This window comes from Acinetobacter sp. SFD, assembly GCF_001647575.1.
In the GTDB taxonomy this organism is placed as follows: Bacteria; Pseudomonadota; Gammaproteobacteria; order Pseudomonadales; family Moraxellaceae; genus Acinetobacter; species Acinetobacter pecorum.
Genome location: NZ_LSZJ01000001.1, coordinates 215,935 through 238,063 on the forward strand (window position 1 = coordinate 215,935; position 22,129 = coordinate 238,063).

At 46.4% G+C, this 22,129-nt stretch carries 20 protein-coding genes; 10 read left to right on the forward strand and 10 right to left on the reverse strand.

The window, feature by feature from the left end; genetic code table 11:
• The first annotated feature begins 19 nt into the window (after positions 1 to 19).
• On the forward strand, positions 20 to 280 hold the full coding sequence (locus tag AY605_RS01130) for a zinc ribbon domain-containing protein (protein ID WP_064094650.1): 261 nt from the start codon (positions 20 to 22) through the stop codon (positions 278 to 280).
• Here AY605_RS01130 and ftsW read toward each other — a convergent pair.
• The 5 genes from ftsW to AY605_RS01155 all read right to left on the reverse strand — a co-directional run bounded on the left by ftsW (position 269) and on the right by AY605_RS01155 (position 5,419).
• On the reverse strand, positions 269 to 1,465 hold the full coding sequence (ftsW, locus tag AY605_RS01135) for a putative lipid II flippase FtsW (RefSeq protein ID WP_064094651.1): 1,197 nt from the start codon (positions 1,463 to 1,465) through the stop codon (positions 269 to 271). The two genes, AY605_RS01130 and ftsW, sit on opposite strands and share 12 nt — an antisense overlap.
• 20 nt (positions 1,466 to 1,485) lie before the next feature.
• Complete coding sequence (gene murD, locus AY605_RS01140; RefSeq protein ID WP_064094652.1) at positions 1,486 to 2,832, reverse strand: UDP-N-acetylmuramoyl-L-alanine--D-glutamate ligase; 1,347 nt, start codon at positions 2,830 to 2,832, stop codon at positions 1,486 to 1,488.
• A gap of 162 nt (positions 2,833 to 2,994) precedes the next feature.
• Positions 2,995 to 3,246, reverse strand: coding sequence for a DUF6587 family protein (locus tag AY605_RS01145; RefSeq protein ID WP_005248417.1), 252 nt, complete (start codon positions 3,244 to 3,246; stop codon positions 2,995 to 2,997).
• Positions 3,247 to 3,305: 59 nt separating this feature from the next.
• Entirely contained in the window at positions 3,306 to 5,162 is a 1,857-nt protein-coding gene (gene feoB, locus AY605_RS01150; RefSeq protein ID WP_064094653.1) for a ferrous iron transporter B, read from the reverse strand.
• On the reverse strand, positions 5,159 to 5,419 hold the full coding sequence (locus AY605_RS01155) for a FeoA family protein (protein WP_064094654.1): 261 nt from the start codon (positions 5,417 to 5,419) through the stop codon (positions 5,159 to 5,161). The genes feoB and AY605_RS01155 overlap by 4 nt, the downstream gene beginning before the upstream one ends.
• 175 nt (positions 5,420 to 5,594) lie before the next feature.
• Here AY605_RS01155 and xerD point away from each other — a divergent pair, with 175 nt between their 5' ends.
• The 4 genes from xerD (at position 5,595) to thrC (ending at position 10,052) form a co-directional block, all read left to right on the forward strand.
• Positions 5,595 to 6,512: a site-specific tyrosine recombinase XerD gene (gene xerD, locus AY605_RS01160; RefSeq protein WP_064094655.1), complete on the forward strand. Its 918-nt coding sequence runs from the start codon at positions 5,595 to 5,597 to the stop codon at positions 6,510 to 6,512.
• Positions 6,513 to 6,611: 99 nt separating this feature from the next.
• On the forward strand, positions 6,612 to 7,424 hold the full coding sequence (locus AY605_RS01165) for a DsbC family protein (protein ID WP_064094656.1): 813 nt from the start codon (positions 6,612 to 6,614) through the stop codon (positions 7,422 to 7,424).
• Positions 7,425 to 7,550: 126 nt separating this feature from the next.
• Positions 7,551 to 8,855 carry a homoserine dehydrogenase gene (locus AY605_RS01170; RefSeq protein WP_064094657.1) on the forward strand — a complete coding sequence of 435 codons (1,305 nt, stop codon included), beginning with the start codon at positions 7,551 to 7,553 and terminating at the stop codon, positions 8,853 to 8,855.
• A gap of 57 nt (positions 8,856 to 8,912) precedes the next feature.
• Positions 8,913 to 10,052, forward strand: a complete 1,140-nt coding sequence (gene thrC, locus AY605_RS01175; RefSeq protein ID WP_064094658.1) for a threonine synthase — start codon at positions 8,913 to 8,915, stop codon at positions 10,050 to 10,052.
• Between the two features lie 57 nt (positions 10,053 to 10,109).
• On the opposite strand, the gene AY605_RS01180 is transcribed toward thrC, so the two are convergent.
• A complete protein-coding gene (locus tag AY605_RS01180; protein ID WP_064094659.1) occupies positions 10,110 to 11,171 on the reverse strand; it encodes a serine hydrolase in 1,062 nt (353 codons plus the stop codon).
• Between the two features lie 219 nt (positions 11,172 to 11,390).
• On the opposite strand from AY605_RS01180, the gene AY605_RS01185 reads away from it, so the two are divergent.
• The 3 genes from AY605_RS01185 to AY605_RS01195 are packed head-to-tail and all read left to right on the forward strand — an operon-like array spanning position 11,391 to position 15,053.
• Positions 11,391 to 12,026, forward strand: coding sequence for a response regulator (locus tag AY605_RS01185; RefSeq protein WP_064094660.1), 636 nt, complete (start codon positions 11,391 to 11,393; stop codon positions 12,024 to 12,026).
• Positions 12,027 to 12,048: 22 nt separating this feature from the next.
• Positions 12,049 to 13,614: a sensor histidine kinase gene (locus AY605_RS01190; RefSeq protein WP_064095168.1), complete on the forward strand. Its 1,566-nt coding sequence runs from the start codon at positions 12,049 to 12,051 to the stop codon at positions 13,612 to 13,614.
• 14 nt (positions 13,615 to 13,628) lie between these two features.
• The gene (locus tag AY605_RS01195; RefSeq protein ID WP_064094661.1) at positions 13,629 to 15,053 is read left to right on the forward strand and encodes a sigma-54-dependent transcriptional regulator; all 1,425 of its coding nucleotides are present in this window, start codon (positions 13,629 to 13,631) and stop codon (positions 15,051 to 15,053) included.
• Here AY605_RS01195 and AY605_RS01200 read toward each other — a convergent pair whose 3' ends face one another.
• From AY605_RS01200 to lptF, 4 genes are all read right to left on the reverse strand, one after another.
• Positions 15,054 to 16,226 (reverse strand): S41 family peptidase, encoded by a 1,173-nt coding sequence (locus AY605_RS01200; protein WP_064094662.1) that lies wholly within the window; start codon positions 16,224 to 16,226, stop codon positions 15,054 to 15,056.
• Between the two features lie 30 nt (positions 16,227 to 16,256).
• On the reverse strand, positions 16,257 to 17,804 hold the full coding sequence (gpmI, locus tag AY605_RS01205; RefSeq protein WP_064094663.1) for a 2,3-bisphosphoglycerate-independent phosphoglycerate mutase: 1,548 nt from the start codon (positions 17,802 to 17,804) through the stop codon (positions 16,257 to 16,259).
• Positions 17,805 to 17,928: 124 nt separating this feature from the next.
• On the reverse strand, positions 17,929 to 18,999 hold the full coding sequence (gene lptG / locus AY605_RS01210) for an LPS export ABC transporter permease LptG (RefSeq protein WP_064094664.1): 1,071 nt from the start codon (positions 18,997 to 18,999) through the stop codon (positions 17,929 to 17,931).
• A 2-nt stretch (positions 19,000 to 19,001) separates the two neighbouring features.
• Positions 19,002 to 20,102: an LPS export ABC transporter permease LptF gene (lptF, locus tag AY605_RS01215; protein ID WP_064094665.1), complete on the reverse strand. Its 1,101-nt coding sequence runs from the start codon at positions 20,100 to 20,102 to the stop codon at positions 19,002 to 19,004.
• Between the two features lie 156 nt (positions 20,103 to 20,258).
• On the opposite strand from lptF, the gene AY605_RS01220 reads away from it, so the two are divergent.
• Together AY605_RS01220 and AY605_RS01225 are read left to right on the forward strand one after the other, a co-directional pair.
• Positions 20,259 to 21,707, forward strand: a complete 1,449-nt coding sequence (locus AY605_RS01220) for a leucyl aminopeptidase (protein ID WP_064094666.1) — start codon at positions 20,259 to 20,261, stop codon at positions 21,705 to 21,707.
• Positions 21,700 to 22,107, forward strand: a complete 408-nt coding sequence (locus AY605_RS01225; protein WP_064094667.1) for a DNA polymerase III subunit chi — start codon at positions 21,700 to 21,702, stop codon at positions 22,105 to 22,107. The genes AY605_RS01220 and AY605_RS01225 overlap by 8 nt, the downstream gene beginning before the upstream one ends.
• Positions 22,108 to 22,129: the final 22 nt, after the last annotated feature.

A 22,129-nucleotide genomic window follows, 5' to 3' on the forward strand; every position in this document is an offset into this window, starting at 1 on the left:
AAGCGAGAGAGGATTAAAAATGTTTTTTATTTTTGGTGTCGGCCCTAAAAGCAAAACAATTGAAAAAAGCCAGTTTCTGTGTCCAGTCTGCCGGACCCGTTCTGCTTACGAGCTTAAACAGCAACGTAATTATTTTTCTTTATTTTTTATACCTTTGATTCCACTTTCCAAGCCTAAAACTGCTTTTGTGACTTGTTCTAATTGTGGAACCACAATGCCGAGCACAGTGCTTGACCATGCTCAACCAGAGCCGGGACGAAATTCTAATCTAGAAGCTTGACTCTTCCCGGCTTGGATTGACCTGGCGTGTGGTTGAATCAATCTTCAGGATCAGACTGATCATGACTGCACAGATAATCAGGGATGAACCACCATAACTGATAAATGGCAGCGTCAAACCCTTGGTCGGTAACATGCCCATATTCATGCCTGCATTTACCAGAATCTGTAACAGGAAAATGATACTGATGCCATAGGCCAGATATCCGGCACGCAGATATTGATGCTGTAAGGCGCGATGTCCAATGCGGATACAGCAAACCAGCATGGTGAAGGACAGGATCAGGATGGTCGAAATGCCTAAAAAGCCAAATTCCTCACCCAAAATTGCCAGCATGAAATCGGTATGCGCCTCGGGTAAATAAGACATTTTCTGGATACTATGTCCCAAGCCTACCCCTGCCCATTCGCCACGACCAAAGGCCATCAAAGCATTGGAGAGCTGATAACCAGTGCCTAAGGGATCTTCCCAAGGATTTGAAAAAGACAGCAGACGTTGCAGACGATACGGTTCCAACAGAATCGCGGCAGCAAAAGCTCCGACCAGGGTCATGAAGGCCACACCGAACTGAATCCAAGGTGCGCCTGCCAGAAAGAACACGCCAAGCATGGTTAAAGTAATTACCACAGTTGCACCCAGGTCAGGCTCGAGGATAATCAAACCAACGGTAGCCCCCATGATGGCACTTAAACGGACCAGACCCTTGATATTATTGCGTACTTCCTCGGCACGGCGTACCACGTAGTCTGCGGTAAAAATCGCCATCATCACTTTAGCGACTTCCGAAGCCTGCAAGGTAAAACCAGCGACCCGGATCCAGCGCTTGGAACCATTGACTTCCGTCCCAACAAATAGCACGGCCACCAAAAGTACGATGGTAATAATCCACAAAAAGAAAGTGTTATTAAACCAGACTTTTAAGGGGATTTTATAAGCCAGAAAAGCTGCTACGGCAGCGACAAAAATCGAAATACCGTGCCGGCTAATATAGTGAAACGGATTTTCATGCATACGTTCTGCATAGGGCATCGAGGCCGATGCCACCATGATCGAACCGATACAGAGCAAAGCCAATACACAGAAAATCAGCACATTTCGTAGATTCAGCTCAGCAGGTAATCGAGGCACCCACTGCGTATAAAATTGATTTAATTTATTGATCGTAGTCTGAGCAAACCCAGCCATATCACGAATCCTTGTTATTCTTAATTGAGTTCATTCACATATGCAACAAACTTGCGACCACGCTCAGGATAACCCGAGAACATATCAAAACTTGCGCATGCAGGAGACAATAGCACGACATCATGTGCCTGGGTGTGCTTTTGGCAGATTTCTACCGCCTGCTGCAGGCTGTCCGCATGGATCAGTTCAGTCGTGCCCGCAATTGCCGCTTCAATGACAGGACGATCTTCACCGATCAATACCGCTACTTTGGCATATTTGCTTAATGATTCACGCAAGGCCTTAAAGTCCTGCCCTTTGCCCTGCCCACCGAGAATAATCGCGACCTTACCGCCTTGAGCTTCAAACGCCATGCCCAGACCATCTAGCGCAGCTAAAGTTGCACCGATATTGGTACCTTTGGAGTCGTTATAATAGCGTACGCCCTGTACTTCCTTGACGAATTCACAGCGATGTTCCAGACCTTTAAAAGTCTTTAAAGTGTTCAGCATACTTTCTAGTGGCAAACCAATCGCTTCACCCAGTGCCAGACAGGCCAAGGCATTGGCAACATTATGCGTGCCCTGCATATACATCTCGCTACTTTTCAGCAGACGCTCACGACCACGCGCCAACCAGATGCTGCCATCGGTATCCTTGAGGATACCGTACTGGTTCATATCTGGCGCATTCAGACCGAAACTTTGCATCGGGGTCACATCTGGGACCAAAGGACGGGTCAAAGAGTCATCACGGTTATAGACGACTTTTTTCACACCCTGGAAAATCCGGTGTTTCGCCGTGTGATAACCCATCATATCGCCATGACGGTCGAGATGATCTTCACTCATGTTCAATACCACCGCGACTTCAGCCGCCAGATTTGAGGTGGTTTCCAGCTGAAAACTGGACAGCTCGAGTATATACAGCTCAGGGTCATCTTTGGTCAGATCTAGCGCAGGACGGCCCAGATTGCCACCGACAGCGACTTTTTTGCCTGCATCCGCTGCCATCAGGCCAATCAAGGTAGTCACGGTACTTTTGGCATTAGAACCGGTAATCGCCACAATAGGCTTATCCGTAGCACGGCGTAAAATCTGGATTTCACTGACTACCGGAATGTCCTTGTTAATCGCTGCCTGAATTTCAGGAAGTTTAGGATCAAGCCCGGGGCTGATCACGATTTCTTCTGCAGACAGCAATAACTCTGCATCAAACTGACCGAAACTGGTTTGAACCTCAGCCGGAATCTGCTCATGTCCTGGCGGGTTAGCTCTAGAATCTGTTACTGCAACGCGGTAGCCCTGACTATGCAAGAAATTGACTGCTGCAACACCTGATATTCCGAGTCCTGCAACGACTTTTAACCCACCACGTTGTATTAACATTTTCGCCCCATATTTTGGTCTATTTTGAAACTGACGAAATGGTAGCACTTTGCTGTTTTGAATGCCTTTTCTGATTGGCTTTTCTGCACATTTTTTTGTGTCCATGCGTAAAAAAAACCGTCATGATCATGACGGTTTTTAAAATTCAGCCAGAACAGGAAATTATTTCCATTTTACCGCTTGTTGAGCCGGCTTTACGTCTGAACCTTTTTCTGAAACCGGACAGGCACAGTTGCCACCGCAGCCTGCCGCCACACCCGGTTGCAGCCATTTGGCCAGACGCTGCCAGCCCTTGGCTGCACAGGCATCAGACAGCTTCTGGAAGACTGAGTTAGAGGTGTTCGGAAACACCTTTTTGAATACGACCAGCATGCTCCAAAGCACCAGTGCTGTCACAATTAGAATTTCAATCACCTCAATCTCCCATACATATACAGTGCAGCAAATTCAATTGGCCAAGGCCAAGTTGAGATTTAGCCCAAATAATATGAAGCAATTTGATAAGTCAGGAATGACATAAAATATGCCAGACCAAACAGGTAAACAGTCATGATACTGACCGTTTTCCAAGAACCGGTTTCACGTTTAACCGTTGCCAGAGTCGCCAGACAGTGTGGTGCATAAATAAACCACACCAGCAAAGACAAACCTGTCGCTACTGACCAGCCCAGATCACCTCCACCGCTAATCAGTGCAGCCAGACCTTCAGACATCGCATCTTCATCAACTGCAGACATCGCATAGACTGTTCCCAGTGCTGCAACCACCACTTCACGTGCTGCCATCGCCGGAATCAGGGCAATACAGATCTGCCAGTTAAAGCCGAGCGGTGCAAAGATCGGCTGCATCAGATGACCGAGCATCCCTGCCAATGAATAATCAATGGCCGGCAAGGTTGCCCCTTCTGGGGGCTGTGGGAAAGTACACAAGAACCACAGTACAATCGATAATGCGAAGATGATGCCACCGACACGTTTCAAGAAGATTTTGCCGCGATCCAATAAGCCGATCCAAACGTTCTTCAAGTCCGGAAAACGGTAGCTTGGCAGTTCCATCAGCAGCATGTGCTGTGATTTATCTTTGTGGAAGAATTTCAACACAAAAGATACCAGCAAGGCACTCACGATACCCGCCATATAAAGACCAAACAGCACCAAACCTTGCAGATTGAGGAAACCCCACACAGTTTGTGCCGGTATAAATGCTGCAATCAGCAAGGCATAAACTGGCAAGCGCGCCGAACAGGTCATTAAGGGGGCAACGAAAATCGTGGTTAAACGATCTCGTGGATCACTAATGGTACGCGAAGCCATAATCCCGGGAATGGCACAGGCAAAGCTGGACAATAACGGAATAAAGGCACGTCCTGATAAACCGGCTTTAAACATCAGCTTATCTAATAGAAAAGCAGCACGCGGTAAATAGCCTGATTCTTCCAGTACCAGAATAAAGAAGAACAGAATCAGAATCTGCGGCAGGAACACCACCACACCACCGGCACCGGCAATAATCCCGTCCACCACCAGACTATTCAGCAAGGGATGAGAAATATATTCACCAAGGAATTCACCTAGCCAGCCGAAGAAGGTTTCGATGCCATCCATAAACGGCGCAGCCCAGGCAAATACGGCCTGGAAAATCACGAACATCATCACGGCCAGACTAATTAAGCCCAGTACCGGATGCAGAAAAATCCTGTCAAGAAAATCAGTACGTTTATCTTCCTGATCGACGAAATTGACCACGTCATTCAGAATGTTTTCCACGCGCTGGTGACTGTTACCTTTCAAGCCACTGAGTTCGGTCTGCGGTACAGAATACTTGCCCTGATCTAGCGCATTTTTCAGATTTTCTATGCCTGAATTACGTACAGCCACCGTTTCTACCACAGGCACGCCCAGTCGTTCGGACAGCTTCTGGGTGTTGATCTGCATGCCACGTCGGCGTGCTTCATCCATCATGTTCAGCACAACCAGCACCGGACGGCCCAGCTCAATCATTTCCAGTACCAGACCCAGATGCAATTTTAGATTGGTGGCATCCACCACACATAAAAATGCATTCTGTTCCTGCTCTTCAGCAATTTTACCTTGTACGACATTACGGGTAATCTCTTCATCCGGACTGGTCGCATCCAGACTATAAGTTCCGGGCAAATCCAGTACCCGTACCGCTTTGCCTGAAGCAAGCTGAAATGTACCGACTTTACGCTCAACCGTGACACCTGCATAGTTGCCGACTTTCTGGCGAGTTCCGGTTAAATGGTTGAATAATGAAGTTTTACCGCAGTTAGGGTTACCGACAAGGGCAATACGTAATGTATCACTCATGCCGACACCGCCTGCTCGATTTCAATTTTGGCTGCTTCTGATTTACGCAAAGCAAAACGTGTAAATCCAACTTGAATCAAAATGGGATCTCCACCAAAAATACCTTTAGTAATCACCTGTACCTTCGTACCGGGCACAAAGCCTAGAGTTTCCAGGCGACTCGCTACAACATCGTTGAGAGCACCTTCACCATCAGCCGTTCGACTTACTTTTCGGATGATGGCTGTTTGTTTTGCTTTTAAATCAGACAAACGCACCGTGAAAATTCCTGAACTATTTTGGACAGTATACAAACAAATGAGAATAATTAACAAATAAGATTGATTACATGCTGAATTAGTTTCATATCACATCGACAGTTTGGTGAAATTAAACTACAGTGGAGAATATCTATTAAATTCATCGCTTTTTCAGATCAGATCTTTTCACTCTATGCTGAATAAAAAACCTCGTATTCCCGCCCCTGTCCAAATTCCTGAAGTATTCAGCTATTTACAGGGTTTTCGTGACTATCTGATTGCGCAAACGGTCAGCCCGCATACCCGCAACGCCTATCTGTCCGATCTGATGCAATGTGCAGAATGCCTGAGCAAACCCTTGCCACAATGGAGTCATGATGATATTTCCGATGTGCTGATTGCACTGACCAAACAGCAAAAAAGTCCGCGTTCGATTGCCCGCTGCCTGTCTGCTTTGCGTTCATTTTATAAATTTCTGCGTGAGCAAAAACTGCGTAGTGACAATCCGGTTGCTGCACATAAAACCCCGAAACTGGGCCGGGCCTTACCCAAAGATCTCTCCGAAACAGATGTAGAAGCCCTGATTCATGCCCCGAATATCAACACGGCATTAGGACTGCGTGATCGCGCCATGTTTGAAGTACTGTATGCCTGCGGACTCCGGGTGACCGAACTGATTAACTTGCGTCTGGAACTGATCAACTTAAAACAGGGATATTTACGCATTGTCGGTAAGGGCAATAAAGAACGTCTGGTACCGATGGGCCAAATAGCCTGTGAATGGGTAGAAAAATATTTAACCGAAGCCCGTCCGCAACTGTACAAGACTTCGACCGATTATCTGTTTCTGACCCAGCATGGTGGCATCATGAGCCGACAGAATTTCTGGTATGCCATTAAGCGTTATGCACTGCAGGCCGGAATCCAGGCCGAACTTTCACCACATACCTTGCGCCATGCCTTTGCCACTCATTTACTCAATCATGGCGCAGACTTACGCGTGGTACAGATGCTGCTTGGACACAGTGACCTGTCTACCACCCAGATCTATACCCATGTGGCACAGGTCCGAATGCAGCAGCTGCATGCAACCCATCATCCACGTGCTTAAATCTAATCCAGACCGAATAAACTGAGAAGTTTGACGTGTTTGCATTTTTTTTTGTTATGCTAATGCTCTGTTTTCAGTCCAAGAAGAAAAGGGTTATTTATGACATTTGCCCGCTCAAAAATTTTTATGGCTTGCACACTTGCTGCTGGTTTGGGTTTTGCTGCATGTTCCAACTCCAATAACGAAGCTAAAAAGCAAGATACACTGACTGCAAGCGCACCCGCAACGGGCGAAGCGTCTACCCTCACCGAACGTAATGCACAACAGCGTTTGGTTTCTACTCTGGAAAAGCATTTCAAAACTGCCGGTATCAATGCCAAGATCACCGATATTAAAGCAACCGAAGTGCCGAACCTGTACTGGGTCAGCCTAGAAGGCATGTCTGCGGTCTATGTAACCAGTGATGGCAAATATCTGATTCAGGGTGATGTGATCCGCCTTGGAGACAAACAGCTACATAACGTCAGTGAAAGTCTGCAAGCCGGGATCAATAAAAAACTGTTTGATGGACTGAAAGCTGAAGATCTATTGATTTATCCAGCCAAAGGCAAAGCCAAGCATGTGGTCTATGTATTTACCGACGTCAGCTGTCCGTATTGCCATAAATTTCATGAGCAAATGGATGAGATGAATGCCAAAGGTATTGAAGTGCGTTATATCGCCTGGCCGCGTGGTGAACAGCATATGCCGGCCATGGAAGCGATCTGGTGCAGTGCCGACCGCCGTAGTGCATTTGACCAGGCGATTGCGGGTGCACAGATCAATGCAGCCAAATGTAAAAATCCTGTTCAGGATCAATATCAAATGGGTCTGAATATAGGTGTAAATGGTACCCCTGCAATTTATAGTTCAGAAGGAATTTATCTGGGGGGTTACCTGTCTGCCGCTGAGTTATTGAACCGGCTTAAATAACTCATTTTAATACGTTATTTAACTTTAATTTATAAATAAAGATATTCTGAAATGACCCTAGAGTCAGGCAGTTTTTTTAGCTATGATCTAGGTTCTTGTAAAAAACTGTGTAATTTGGAGTGTGACGTGAAACCAGTTCGTCTGGCAATCCTCGGTCTTGGTACTGTAGGTGGTGGTGCCTTGAAACTATTAAAAGAAAATGCTGCTGAGATTAAACGTCGCACCGGTCGTGAAATTGAAATTACCTATGTAGGCACCCGTCGCCCACGTCCTGATCTGAATCTACCGGCATCGGTCAAACAGAGTGCAGACTTGATGGACATCGTACGTCAACCTGATGTGGATGTGGTGGTTGAAGTCATGGGTGGAATTCATCCTGCTTTCGAAATTATTATGGAAGCCATGAAACATGGCAAACATATCGTGACAGCCAATAAAGCACTCTTGGCTGAACATGGTAATGAACTGTTTAAGGCGGCTGAAGACAATGCCGTACAAATTGCCTATGAAGCGGCAGTCGCAGGTGGCATTCCCATTATTAAAGTGATTCGTGAAGGTCTGGCAGCCAACAAGATTGAATGGCTGGCGGGCATCATCAACGGTACTGGTAACTTCATTCTCAGTGAAATGCGTGAAAAAGGTCGTGCTTTTGACGATGTGCTGAAAGAAGCACAGGAACTCGGTTATGCTGAAGCCGATCCAACCTTTGATGTTGAAGGCATTGATGCTGCGCATAAACTGACTATTCTAGCTTCATGTGCATTTGGTATACCGCTCCAGTTCGATAAAGTATTTACTGAAGGCATCAGCAAAGTGACTGCGCAAGACGTGAAATATGCAGAAGACTTGGGCTTCCGTATCAAACACTTGGGTATTGCACGCCGCACAGATGCCGGAATCGAATTACGCGTTCATCCTACTTTAATTCCAGATGACCAGCTAATTGCCAATGTGAATGGCGTGAAAAATGCCGTGCTTGTTCAAGCCAACGCGGTCGGTCCAACACTGTATTACGGGGCTGGCGCAGGTGCTGGTCCAACAGCTTCTGCAGTAGTCGCAGACGTTGTGGATATTGTCCGTGATATTATTTACACCGAAGACGGTGCAGGAACCATTCCACAACTGGCCTTTGAAGCCCTGACCGATTTACCGATCTTAACTCGTGAACAAATGACGACCGGCTATTACATTCGTATTAATGCCGAAGATCAAATGGGCGTGCTTGCCGATGTCACCACGATTTTAAGCCGTGCCGGGATCAGTATCGATGCCATCATGCAGCAACCACGCTTAAAAGACCTTATTCCTATCGTGATTCTGACTGATCCAGTCAAGGAATCAAAAATGGATGAAGCCCTTCAACAAATTCAAGCATTACCCGTCATTCATGGCGAAATTGTACGAATTCGTTTAGAATCGCTTGATAATTAATCGGGTCGAGGGGACACTCTTCCCTCGCCAAGCTCTACACACAATTGGAACATCATCATGTCGAATGCCAATCGTTATACTGGTTTAGTTGACCGCTATCGCGACCGTTTACCAGTGTCTGCAACTACTCGTGCGATCTCTTTGGGTGAAGGTAATACTCCACTGATCAAGCTTGAGAATATTCCACGCATCATTGGTAAAGACGTTGAAATCTATGTGAAGTACGAAGGCTTAAACCCGACTGGTTCATTTAAAGACCGTGGTATGACCATGGCAGTAACCAAGGCGGTTGAAGATGGTTCTAAAGCCATCATCTGTGCTTCTACCGGGAATACCTCAGCTGCTGCTGCTGCCTATGCGGCACGTGCAGGCATCAAGGCGTTCGTTTTAATCCCGGAAGGTAAAATTGCCATGGGTAAAATGGCGCAGGCGATGATGTATGGTGCGATCACCATGCAAATTCGCGGTAACTTCGATGACGGTATGCGTCTGGTTAAAGAAGTTGCAGATCAGGCACCGGTGACGATTGTAAACTCAATTAACCCTTACCGTCTGCAAGGTCAAAAAACCATTGCTTACGAGATCGTTGAAGCTTTAGGTCGTGCTCCGGATTACCACTGCTTGCCAGTCGGTAACGCGGGTAACATCACTGCACACTGGATGGGCTATACCGAAGCGGTTGCCAACCAGTCGAAAGAAGAATTTGAGCAAGTCGTTTACGATGCTGAAACTGATGCTTTTACGGGTCCTAAACCGGCAGGTTTGCCAATCATGGCAGGTTACCAAGCATCTGGTGCTGCCCCGTTCCTTCGTGGCGGTCCAGTAGAAAATCCGGAAACTGTTGCAACTGCGATTCGTATCGGTAATCCACAAAGCTTCAATCATGCTAAAGCGGTTGTTCGTGATTCAAACGGCTGGTTTGATGAACTGACTGATGCGGAAATTCTTGAAGCTCAACGTCTGCTTTCTATGTATGAAGGTGTATTCGTAGAGCCGGCATCTGCTGCATCTGTGGGCGGTGCCATCCGTGATATTAAAGCGGGTAAAATTGCAGAAGGCTCAGTGATCGTATGTACCGTAACGGGTAATGGTCTGAAAGATCCTGACACCGCAATTAAACAATGTGCTGATGCCGTAATGTTGTCGATTGATGCAACTATGACTCAGGTAAAAGACTCTATTCTGTCGAATATGTAATTTCTGTCAGCATTAACAAAACCCTGCGATTGCAGGGTTTTTTTATAGGTAGATCAATTAGATTCGTTTTGGTTGCTGAGTTACCCAAGTCATTAAACGGGTGGCATCATTGGTGCGTGCCTGCGAGCTGTTAGCCCCCAATAATACCACCGCCACCGGACGGTTATTCAGGGTCGTGTGCATTACAACACAGCGACCTGCTTCATTAATAAAACCGGTTTTAGAAATATTGATATTCCAGCCGCCATTGCGTACCAGTGCATTTGTATTATTAGATTTCAGCACGCGGTAGCCCAAGTTAAAGTCATAGCTTGGTGTCGTTGAGAACTGGCGAATCAGACCATATTGAGAAGCAGTATTCACCAAAATCCCCAAGTCACGGGCGGAGGCCACATTACCTGGATGCAAACCTGTTGATTCCATAAAGTGAGTAGAATTCATCCCGAGTTCTTTGGCTTTTGCATTCATTTTGGCAATAAACGCTGAGCGACCACCAGGATAAGTACGTGCTAAAGCTGCGGCAGCCGGATTTTCAGATTTCATCAGGGCAAATAACAATGCTTCAGCACGGTTCATACTATCCCCTGCTCTTAAGGTCGAGCTTGAGCTCTTGCACCCTGAGCAGGAAAAATCAGCCTGTTGCAAGGTGATTTTTTCTGACATGTTCAAACGTGCATCTGAAATGACCACGGCTGTCATTAATTTGGTAATGGATGCAATCGGATAGGCCGTATTGGTATTTTTACTAAACAGCACTTCACCGGTTTGTGCATCCATGACCAGCGCAGCCCGTGCATTTACAGAAGGTTGATTACTAAAATGATTGGTATCAATAATCTGTGGTGCGGTATAGGCTGGCTTGACTGCTGCTGGCGCTACTGTTCCGGCCGGACGCAAAGTAGTCATCACTGTAGCTGAACCAGGTGGCGAAGGTTCGTTGGCAGATGCATTAAAATCATCGCTCATTAACTGGTTAACTTCTTCAGAAGACCAGCTGATACTGGATCCGCCCTCTGCTGTGCCAGAATTCATAATGATCTCGGCAAAACTTGTCGTGCTCATGCTGATTAACACGGACAGGCCGAGTAGATGCCTTAGAGACTTGTTTATTTTCTTCATTATTCCTTCACTCAACTAACAGAGGTAAGATTGATTTGCGTATTACCTCTAATATGCCTTACATTTAAACACAATCCTGAACATTTTTTGTTCTTGACACTGTGTGCTAGGTTTCAGATTTAATCTTGCGAATAGGATTGCTAATTTTGTACTTTCATTGCAAGCTTATTTTGCTTTATGTAACAAAAAAATGATTTTTTTAATAGAGGGAGAGTATAGGTGATCACAGTTTTAGTTGTGGACGACCATGAATTAGTACGTACTGGAATTTGCAGAATGCTGGAAGACCATGCGGAGGTTCAGGTAATTGGCCAGGCTGAATCTGGTGAAGAAGCAATCTCTCTGGTTCGTCAACATCATCCGAATGTAGTGCTATTAGATGTCAACATGCCGGGTATTGGCGGCGTAGAAACTACGCGCCGCCTGCTACAGACGGCGCCTGAAACCAAAGTACTAGCGGTCAGTGGCCTGGCAGAAGAACCTTATCCCTCTTTACTTCTTAAAGCAGGTGCCAAAGGCTATATCACCAAGGGAGCACCCATTACGGAAATGGTACGGGCGATTAATAAAGTCATGCAAGGCGGCAAATATTTTAGTGCCGACATTGCCGAGCAGCTCGCCAGTTCTTACCTTTCCGATACACAGCAGTCGCCTTTTGATGCACTTTCAGAACGGGAAATGCAAGTGGCCATGATGGTGGTGAACTGTATCAGCGCCCAGGAAATTGCCGACAAACTCTTTGTCAGCGTTAAAACCGTGAATACCTATCGTTACCGTATTTTTGAAAAACTGAATATTGATAGTGATGTCAAACTGACTCATCTGGCCATGCGCTATGGGCTGATTAAACCTTAGCCTTTGGTGAATCATGGTGCATATGGCACAACAAAAAAACTATGCTGAACTGAATCAATATCATCTAGGTATCTGGTATAGCGCTTATCGCCTGCTGATCAGTACCGGTCTGCTGCTGATTTTTCTGCTGACCTATCCCGAAGTAAATATAGATTACCAATATCCTCAGCTGTATTATTATGCGCTGGGAATCGGGGTAGCGATCAATACTGTACAGCTGTTTGCATTGAAATGGATCAGACATCTGATCCAGCCGCAGCTGATCATGATTTTCTTTAGCGATGTCTGCATTTTAAGTTTGCTGACCTTGGCCAGTGATGGTCCTAATTTGCAGATCGGACTGCTGTTTGTAATCACCATCTTTTCTGCATCCTTATTGTTGGATGCAAAAAAAGCCTTGGTGGTCACGCTGGTTGCGGTTATCAGCGTAATTTACCAGCATTTTATCGGCAGCATTTTTGCATTTTCTTCGCTGAGTAATATCAGTAATAGTGCCTTACTGGCTTTTTTATTCTTTATGGTTTATGGCACCGGACAAATTGCCGTACGCCGTTTTCAGATTCTGGAAAATCTAAACTTTTCTCAATCTCTAGAACTGTATCGCTTACAGAATATCAACCGCTATATTCTGGAACAGATCGAAACCGGCTATCTGGTACTGGATGAAAACTATCATGTGGTACTCAGCAATCCTGCCGCCTGCAATCTTCTGGGAATTGAATCGAAATATGGCCATGAAAAGTTCACCTTATACCACTCACAACCTGATTTATTTGAACTGATCCAGTTTGAAACGCTGGAAAATGGTGAGCGTTTTCAGTTTGATTCCCAGCAAAGTCGCTATAACATTCATGTGCAGGTACAAAAGCTGATTGTACCGCACCAGACCCTCATGCTGCTTGTGTTGCAGGATGCCAAAAAGCTGAATCAGCAAGTGCAACAGCTCAAACTTGCTGCTTTAGGTCAGCTCTCTGCCAGTATTGCGCATGAAATTCGCAATCCCCTGGCAGCCATTGTGCAGGCCAATGATTTATATCTGGACTCGGAAACTGAACAGCAACAGCTACTCCAGCAGATGATTGGCCGACAGGCCACCCGGATTGACCGGATTATTCAGGACACACTGAATATGGTCAAAAATAAAGAAACCCATCCGGTGCCGATTCATCTTAATGAATTTATCCCGTTATTTATCCAGGAAGATCTGGCTGATATTCGCGATCAGATTCAATTTAATATTGATATCCCCCTCATGATTCAGTTTGATGAAGCACAGTTCCGGCAAATCCTGATTAACCTGATTCGTAATGCCATTCGCCACAATGCAGCAGATGCAGCCTATATTCAGCTGAATGTGCATCCCTATGAACATCGGGTCTGGATTGACATACGGGATTTTGGCTCGGGCGTGGCTGTACATGACCAGGCCTTACTGTTTAAACCCTTTTTTAGCACTTCAATTAGCGGTACCGGATTAGGACTGTATTTATCACATAGTTTTTGTGAAGCAAATCAGGCACAATTAAACTATATACAACAAGAACAGGGCGCATGCTTTCGCATCAGCTGTCAACGTATCACGCTATAAAGGGGTCAAGGAAGATGAATGGGGAACAACAACCACTAGTACTCTTGGTGGATGATGAGGAGGATTTATGTACCCTCATGCAAATGTCACTACTGCGTATGGGAATTCGTACCCACATTACCCATCGACTAGAAGATGCTAAAAAATATCTTGCCAATCATCAATATGATGCCTGTCTGACTGACCTGAACCTGCCCGATGGCAATGGCCTGGAATTAGTGGACTGGATTGGTAAGCTCTATCCCGCAGTTCCGGTTGCGGTCCTGACTGCCTATGGCAACATGGAAATCGCCATTGCTGCACTTAAAGCAGGGGCTTTTGATTTTGTCAGTAAACCGGTTAACCAGAAACACCTGGAACAGCTACTCCAAAAGGCCCTGAATAAACCGGTAGATTATTCGCATAATAATCCGAATGAAGCGCTCGAACATAAAATGCTGATTGGACAATCCCTGCCGATTCAGCAATTACGTATTACCTTACAAAAAATTGCCCGATCCCAGGCGCCGGTTTTTATCACAGGTGAATCCGGCACTGGCAAGGAAGTGGTAGCCAATCTGGTCCACCGCCTGAGCAACCGTAATGAAGGGCCTTTTATTGCAATCAACTGTGGTGCCATTCCGACTGAACTGATGGAAAGCGAACTGTTTGGACATAAAAAAGGCAGCTTTACCGGCGCTGCGCAGGACAAACAGGGCCTGATTCAATCTGCACATGGTGGCAGCCTGTTTCTGGATGAAATTGCAGAACTGCCACTTTCCATGCAGGTCAAACTGTTACGTGCCGTACAGGAAAAACGTATTCGTCCACTCGGTTCAGATACCGAAATTGATGTGGATTTCCGCGTGATCAGTGCCACCCATCAGGATCTGGAAGCCTTAGTGCAACAAGGGAAATTCCGTCAGGATTTATATTTCCGTATTCATGTCATGGATCTGACTTTACCGCCGCTGCGTGAACGCGGCCAAGATATTCTGTTACTGGCTGAACACTTTATTCAGAAAATTTGCCAGGAATGGGGAATTCCCAATAAAAAACTGACTGAACGCAGTAAAGAGTTTTTATTGGGGCAATATTACCCCGGTAATGTACGTGAATTGCGTAATATTATGGAACGTGCAATTACCTTGAGTGATGAAGAACGGATTGATCTTCAGCATCTGCAAAGTGCGCCCCTACGCCAGGCACTAAACAGCTCTCAGGAGATAAATACACTTACGAGCGAGATCATTGCGACCGAAACCCTGATTGCCCCTAGAAAGCTGCCTGAAGAAGGATTGGAGCTATATCTGGAAAAGGTGGAAAAAGAAATTTTGCTTAACGCGCTGAATATGACCCACTGGAACCGGACACTGGCCGCCAAGAAACTCGGCATGTCGTTCCGTTCCCTGCGCTATCGTTTAAAAAAGTTCGGACTCGATACTGAAGAAGACGAATAATTATTTTTGCTGGAGCAGCAAGTCTGTGACATGGTCCAGATAGCTCTCCTCACGCATCTCCTGCTTGAATGGATAATTGAAATGCGGCTGTATTCCCCGCCCTTCAATCATCTGTCCGCTCGGGCTAAAGTACTGCGATACGGTCATCTGTAGAGCCGAACCGTTGCTTAAAGGAAAGAGTTTTTGTACCACCCCTTTGCCATAGCTTTTTTCACCCACTACCCAAGCACGGTTATGCTCTTTTAAGGCGGCAGTAAAGACTTCTGCTGCAGAAGCCGAGCGGTTATTAATCAGAACCCCAACTTTCAGATTCTGAAACTCAAAACTCGGCAAGGCCTGAAATTGCTGGTTACCTTCAGCCCGGCTTTTGGTCGATACAATCACGCCCTGATTCAAAAATAAATCGGCAGATTCTACTGCTGCAGAGAGTAAGCCCCCCGGGTTATTGCGCAGATCAAATAATACGGCTTTTAAGCGTTTATCCGAATAACTTTCAATCAGACGTTTGATTTCATTGGCAGTATCTTGCTGAAAAACTTTAACCTGTAAAACCAGGACCTGATTATTGTGCAAGCTCGATTTAATTTCGGTATCCAGTTTGGTATTGCGTACCAGACGAAAGGCCGGACTTTGGGGAGAAAGCTGAACCGTGAGCGTAGAGCCGACTGCTCCACTGAGTAACTGCCGGACCTGCGCCTGATTCAGGCTGCTTAATACCTGATCGTCAATTTTATAAACAGTGACACCATTTCGCAGACCCTGTTTGGCTGAATCGGCGTCGTCACTCAGACCTCGAATCACCCATTGCTTCAGTCGTGGATCAAACTGCAGGTCAAAATCAATGCTGGCCAGCTCTCCTTCGGTATATTCACGCAGCTGTTTATAATCTTCAGGAGACAAATAACGGGAATAGCGGTCCAAGCCACTGACCAAGCCCTGAATGGCCTGCTGAAACAAGGCATCGTCATTTTTATCTTGAATATAATTGTCTTTTACAATGCCATAAATTTGCACGAATTCCTGAATGGAAGCCACAGGAATTTCCGAATACACCTGTCCATCCATTTCCATATCATCGAATGCCGGCTCGTCGGAGCCGGCACTCCAGGCTGAATGACTCAAACACATCAGTAAGCATGGTATTACGACAGACTTCCAGCGTGTTCTTGTCATTCTTTTACCTTTTCAGAATTTTATTAAAGATTATGCATCAAGCTGAATCAGGTTACGACCCTGCATTTCAGCCGGCACCGGAACTTGCATCAGGCTTAATAAAGTCGGTGCGACATCTGCCAGTACCCCACCTTCCATGATTGTGGCCTGAGTTGGGCCGACATAAATAAACGGAACCAATTCAGTTGTATGCTGGGTATGTACCTGACCACTGTGGTAGTCCTGCATCTGCTCAACGTTACCATGATCGGCTGTCACAATCATATGACCTTTTTGCGCCATCACGGCTTCGTAAACCCGACCGAGACAGGTATCAACCGCTTCAACTGCTTTTACCGCAGCATCGAATACGCCAGTATGGCCGACCATATCCCCATTGGCATAGTTCACCACCAGCAGGTCAAATTCACCTGAATTGATCGCAGCAACCAGTTCATCGGTAACTTCATAAGCACTCATTTCCGGTTTAAGGTCATAAGTGGCTACGTTTGGCGATGGAATCAGGATACGTTTCTCACCCGGATATTCGTCTTCACGACCACCACTGAAGAAGAAAGTCACATGCGCATACTTTTCTGTTTCCGCGATACGCAGCTGGGTTTTGCCCAGGTTTGACAGGTATTCGCCAATCGAATTGACCAATGCTTCAGGCATATACGCCACAGGTGCATCAATCGTGGCTTGATAACGCGTCAGCATGACAAACTTCGCCAGATTTGGCACCACTTTACGTTCAAAACCGGCAAAGTCTTTTTCCACAAATGCGCGGGTCAATTCACGGGCACGGTCAGCACGGAAGTTCATGAACACCACGCTATCGCCATCCTGAATTTTTGCCAGCTCGCCAATACGCGTGGCTTTGACAAACTCATCCGACTCACCAGCTGCATAGGCCTGTTCCAGACCTTCGACTGCAGTGGCAGCCGTACGAGCCGCTTCACCTTCAGTCAGCAGACGATAGGCCTGCTCAACACGATCCCAACGGTTATCACGGTCCATGGCAAAATAACGGCCGATCATGGTTGCAATACGACCTTGACCTGGATATTGCGCAAATAAGGCATCAAGCTTTTCTAAAGATGGCTGTGCGCTTTTAGGCGGTGTATCACGACCATCTAAAAATGCATGTAAATAGACTTTGGCACCGCGTTTCAGTGCGAGCTCTGCCATCGCCACGATATGATCTTCATGTGAGTGCACACCGCCTTCAGACAAAAGGCCAAGCAAATGTACTGCCCCACCTGCAGCTTTGGCTTTCTCTACTGCATCGACCAGCACTTCATGTTCAAAGAAGTCACCTGTACGAATGTCTTTGGTAATTCGGGTAAAGTCCTGATACAGCACACGGCCTGCCCCGAGGTTCATATGTCCGACTTCCGAGTTACCCATCTGGCCATCCGGCAGGCCAACATCTTCACCTGAACCCGAGATCAAACCATGTGGATGCTTGTTCTGCATTGCAGTTAAATTTGGTCGTTTAGCTGCTAAAAACGCATTGTCTTCGACCGCTTCGCGATGACCCACACCATCCATAATCACCAAAACGTGAGGGATTTTGCCAGCAGTTGCATCCGTCATAATGAAATACTCTGTTCGTCTACGAATTAATCGCTCTATTTTAGCGAAGTTTATAAAAAGAGGCCATGACCCGGGTATGGTTTAGGCCTCTCATGATGATTGATTTGTTCTATTTCCCTGTGATTTAGCGTGCCCGATGCAGCAGATATCCTCCGATACCAAACATGATCAGAATGGGAATAAATACGAACCAGGCTGGTGAGGGTGCATAAATCAGACTGGCATAACCGAGGAAATCCTGCAGATAGAAGAAACCCAGTCCGGCAAATAAGGCGATCACCAGACGGAAACCCATGGATTGTTGACGCAACGGCCCGAAAATAAACGAACAGGCAATCACGACCAAAGCGATCAGGGCAAATGGGGAACCGACTTTCTGCCAGAAGGCCAACTGATAGGTTTTAGGCACTTGGCTGTATTCATGCATATAGCTCATAAAGCTCACTAGCTGGCTTGGCGATAAATCTTCTGGATCAATCGTCACCATATGCACATATTTCGGTTGCAAGGCTAGAGCCAGTGGCTGTTCAGCATGTTGCACCAGAGTCGCATTGCCATCTTTTAAAATATCAAACTGTTCGGTACTGTTTAATTTCCAGGCTCCATCTTTGACAAACTCACCCTCTTTAGCCTCTAAAGTGCCACGTAAACGGTAATTGTCATCGAAATCCAGCATCTGCACATTTTTCAGCTGACCTTTGGAGTTGGCATAATCGATATAAATAAAGCGCTGACCTTCGCGGGTCCAGTAACCACGGACTTCACCGAGTTGAGCGGCTTTACTGGCACTCTTGACGCTTTTAGCCTGTTCAGTGGTATACGGAATCACCCACTCACTTAAGGCAAAAGACAACACCACCAGCAACAGGGCTGAACGGATGACCCAGCCGACTATACGCCATAAGCTTACACCCACCGAACGCATCACGATCAGCTCACTATTCGAAGCTAATGTGCCCAATCCCAATACTGCACCAATCAATGCAGAAATCGGCAGGATTTCATACAAATATTTCGGCGCTTCCCAGAGTACATATTTCAAGGCATCCCAGGCGCCATAGCCTTCTTTGAGTGAGCCCAGCTCACCCAGATAAGTGAATAAAACCTGTAAACCCGCCAATACCGCGGTTGCACCCAGCATGGCCAGCGCAGTGGTTTGGGTCACATGTTTTGCAACTATACGACGTGCCAACATTGTTAAGACCTCACTCGCTGAATCTGTTTCTTGATTTTCGGACCCAATTTCTGTTTACGTGAGAACAAGGCACCTGCAATTGCATAGGCAATCAGGATCAATGGATAGGCCCAGATTCCCATTTCCTGTTTACTGATCCGGGTCTTTACTGCCATCAGGGCCACAATCAGACTGGCAAAGATCATGAGGGCAGGAAATAACTTAAGATAACGACCCTGTCGTGGACTTACCTCAGACAAGGCTACAGCCAGGATCAGGGCAATCAGAATGGCAAAAGGCACAAACACCCGCCAGCCCAGTTCACTAGCCACCACAGGATCCTGACGGTTCTTCCATAATTGCGAAGTCGGCAAGGCTTCAACATCAGTACTGGCAAACTCTACTTCTTCATTACTTTCCAGGCGCAGACGATAACTTTCAAATTCAGCTTGAGTATACTGCGGCGTACCCGGATAAATCTCATAACGGCGCCCTTGGACCAGATCTACCACATTGGCAGCATCATTTGGTATTTCGATTCGGGTCGCTTCCTGTGCCAGAATCATCACATCCGGCTTGCCTTCTTTTTGCGCGCGCTGATAGAAGAATATATCTTTTAAGTTTTTACGGTCTTCAGACAGGTCACCCGCATAAATGGTATAGGGTCCGGAAGAGATAAATTCTTTGGGTCGTACCAGATCAAAACCGGTACGTACCGCCTGACTGGTGGTCAGGGCTTCAAACTGGCGTATTCCCCAAGGTGCAGCCCAGAGCATGAGTCCCGCCTGAGCAATCAAAAATACCAGGGTCATCGGCACTAGCAAGCGCGCCAGTTGATGCCGGCTGACACCACTACCATTCAGGACGGCCATTTCATGATCGACATATAAACGGCCAAAAACCAGCATCAGTCCAATAAAGAAACCGAGTGGAAGAATCAGGGTCAAGAATTCAGGCAGCCGGTAGCCAATAATGCTAAATAGAATGCCTGCATCCAGACGGCCTTGTGCAGCGACCCCAAAATACTTGATCAGTCGACCACCCATCATGATCAAAGTCAATAAGGCAATCACCACCAAGGATGTCGAGATAACTTGCTTGACCAGATAACGCCGAATAATCAAATTAATTCTTCCAAAATAAGGTCTATAAAACGGGTGCTAGTTTACCCGAATAGCAAAAATATAAAACCTAAGCCGCTCAGCCCATTGAAAATCTATTCAGATAAATGTTTCAATGACTGAATGATTTACCAATCTAGACAGGCGTGAAAACAGAATATGAAACTTACAATTAATACGTCATTCCCAGAGAATGGATCAAGTCAATCTTTGTTGATTTTAGTTGACTCAGAACAGCTTCAGAATACAACAGCAACCTATCAAATCAATAATTTAGACACATTAATTGAAGCCTCTCAATTCAAGGCAGCATTGGCTGAAAGCCTGAGCCTGATTGGTCAGGTCAGTCAGTCTAGCCATGCTGCACTGATCGGCTTGGGCAAAGTTGCTGAACTGCAACCGGCCAAACTTGCAAAAATCGCACAGACTATTATTCAGGCCACTCAAAAAAAATTCAAACAGATTTCTGTAGACCTGAACCAGCTTCCACAAGAATTCCATTATCTGTTTGCCCTGTTTCTAACTCAGGCCAGCTATGGTTATGATGAATACAAATCCAAGAAAAATGAATTTGTACTTGAGCAGATCGACCTGATTGCCACCCATAGCATATTAACTACCGAACAGTTGCAACTGGTACAAGCGGTGCAGAACGGACAAAACCTGGCACGTGACCTGGGTAACCGTCCAGGCAATATCTGTTTCCCTGAATATCTTGCAGAACAGGCGGTGGCTTTGGCCGCTGAATATCCAGACCTGCTTAAAGTCACGGTGCTGGACGAACAGCAGATGGCAGATTTAGGCATGGGTGCCTTCCTTGCAGTGAGTAAGGGTTCAGAGCGTCCGGGCCGTATTATCAGCATAGAGTATCAGTCAGAGCGTAGCGAAGCACCGGTTGTGCTGGTAGGTAAAGGCATTACGTTTGATACCGGCGGTATTTCTCTCAAACCAGGCGCAGGCATGGACGAAATGAAATACGACATGTGCGGTGCAGCCTCTGTGCTCGGCACGATGCGTGCATTGTGTGAGTCCCGCTTACCATTGCATGTCATAGGTACCATTGCTGCAGCAGAGAATATGCCTTCAGGCAAAGCCACCCGTCCTGGCGATATCGTGACCACAATGAGTGGTCAGACCGTCGAAATCCTGAATACCGATGCCGAAGGCCGTCTGGTGCTATGCGACACCCTGACTTATGTAAAACGTTTCAATCCTGCTTTAGTGATTGATATTGCAACTTTAACTGGTGCTTGTGTGGTCGCTTTAGGTTCAGTGCTAACCGGTATGTTCACACCAGATGATAAACTGGCAGCAGAGCTGGAAACTGCCGGCCAAGATTCGTTTGACCGGGTATGGCGTATGCCGGTACTGGAAGACTATCAGGAACAGCTTGACTCACCATTTGCAGATATTGGCAATATCGGTGGTCCAAAAGCCGGTTCTGTGACTGCTGCCTGCTTCTTACAACGTTTTACCCGTGAATATCGCTGGGCACATCTGGATGTTGCAGGCACGGCATGGAACTCAGGTACCAATAAAGGCGCAACCGGCCGTCCTGTCCCATTATTAATGCAATTCCTGGCCAACCGCGTTCAATCGAATGGCTAAGGTCAGCTTTTATTTATTTGAGAAAAGCCCTGAACGGCAAGTGGATAGCGCTTGCCGTTTATGCCGCAAGATTCTGCGCCAGCCGGCGCGGATCTGGTTACTGTGTGCTAATGCCGAATTGCAGCAACAGCTGGATGAACGCCTGTGGAGCTTTGATCCAGGCAGTTTTATTCCCCATGGCATTGACCAGCCTCAGGCCACTGTCTGTATTTCGGCAAGGCTACCTGAAGAGTCTGACTGGATTATTTTCAATTTTAATCCGGAAGCACTTGAACCTTACGCGAAATTTAGTCACATTATTGAGATTATTGAAAACCAAGAAACGGCTAAACAGCAGGGCCGTGAAAAATTCAAACAGTATCGTCGTTTAGGCATTGAGCCAAACACCCATAAGCTTTAACCGATATTATTCATAAGGAGAG

Coding starts and splice junctions, on each gene's coding strand:
- AY605_RS01190 (WP_064095168.1), top strand. CDS start 12,049: ATGGCACAACAAAAAAACTATGCTGAACTGAATCAATATCATCTAGGT.
- gpmI (WP_064094663.1), bottom strand. CDS start 17,804: ATGACGGATGCAACTGCTGGCAAAATCCCTCACGTTTTGGTGATTATG.
- feoB (WP_064094653.1), bottom strand. CDS start 5,162: ATGAGTGATACATTACGTATTGCCCTTGTCGGTAACCCTAACTGCGGT.
- xerD (WP_064094655.1), top strand. CDS start 5,595: ATGCTGAATAAAAAACCTCGTATTCCCGCCCCTGTCCAAATTCCTGAA.
- AY605_RS01180 (WP_064094659.1), bottom strand. CDS start 11,171: ATGAAGAAAATAAACAAGTCTCTAAGGCATCTACTCGGCCTGTCCGTG.
- AY605_RS01195 (WP_064094661.1), top strand. CDS start 13,629: ATGAATGGGGAACAACAACCACTAGTACTCTTGGTGGATGATGAGGAG.
- AY605_RS01130 (WP_064094650.1), top strand. CDS start 20: ATGTTTTTTATTTTTGGTGTCGGCCCTAAAAGCAAAACAATTGAAAAA.
- AY605_RS01200 (WP_064094662.1), bottom strand. CDS start 16,226: ATGACAAGAACACGCTGGAAGTCTGTCGTAATACCATGCTTACTGATG.
- AY605_RS01225 (WP_064094667.1), top strand. CDS start 21,700: ATGGCTAAGGTCAGCTTTTATTTATTTGAGAAAAGCCCTGAACGGCAA.
- ftsW (WP_064094651.1), bottom strand. CDS start 1,465: ATGGCTGGGTTTGCTCAGACTACGATCAATAAATTAAATCAATTTTAT.
- AY605_RS01220 (WP_064094666.1), top strand. CDS start 20,259: ATGAAACTTACAATTAATACGTCATTCCCAGAGAATGGATCAAGTCAA.
- thrC (WP_064094658.1), top strand. CDS start 8,913: ATGTCGAATGCCAATCGTTATACTGGTTTAGTTGACCGCTATCGCGAC.
- lptG (WP_064094664.1), bottom strand. CDS start 18,999: ATGTTGGCACGTCGTATAGTTGCAAAACATGTGACCCAAACCACTGCG.
- murD (WP_064094652.1), bottom strand. CDS start 2,832: ATGTTAATACAACGTGGTGGGTTAAAAGTCGTTGCAGGACTCGGAATA.
- AY605_RS01165 (WP_064094656.1), top strand. CDS start 6,612: ATGACATTTGCCCGCTCAAAAATTTTTATGGCTTGCACACTTGCTGCT.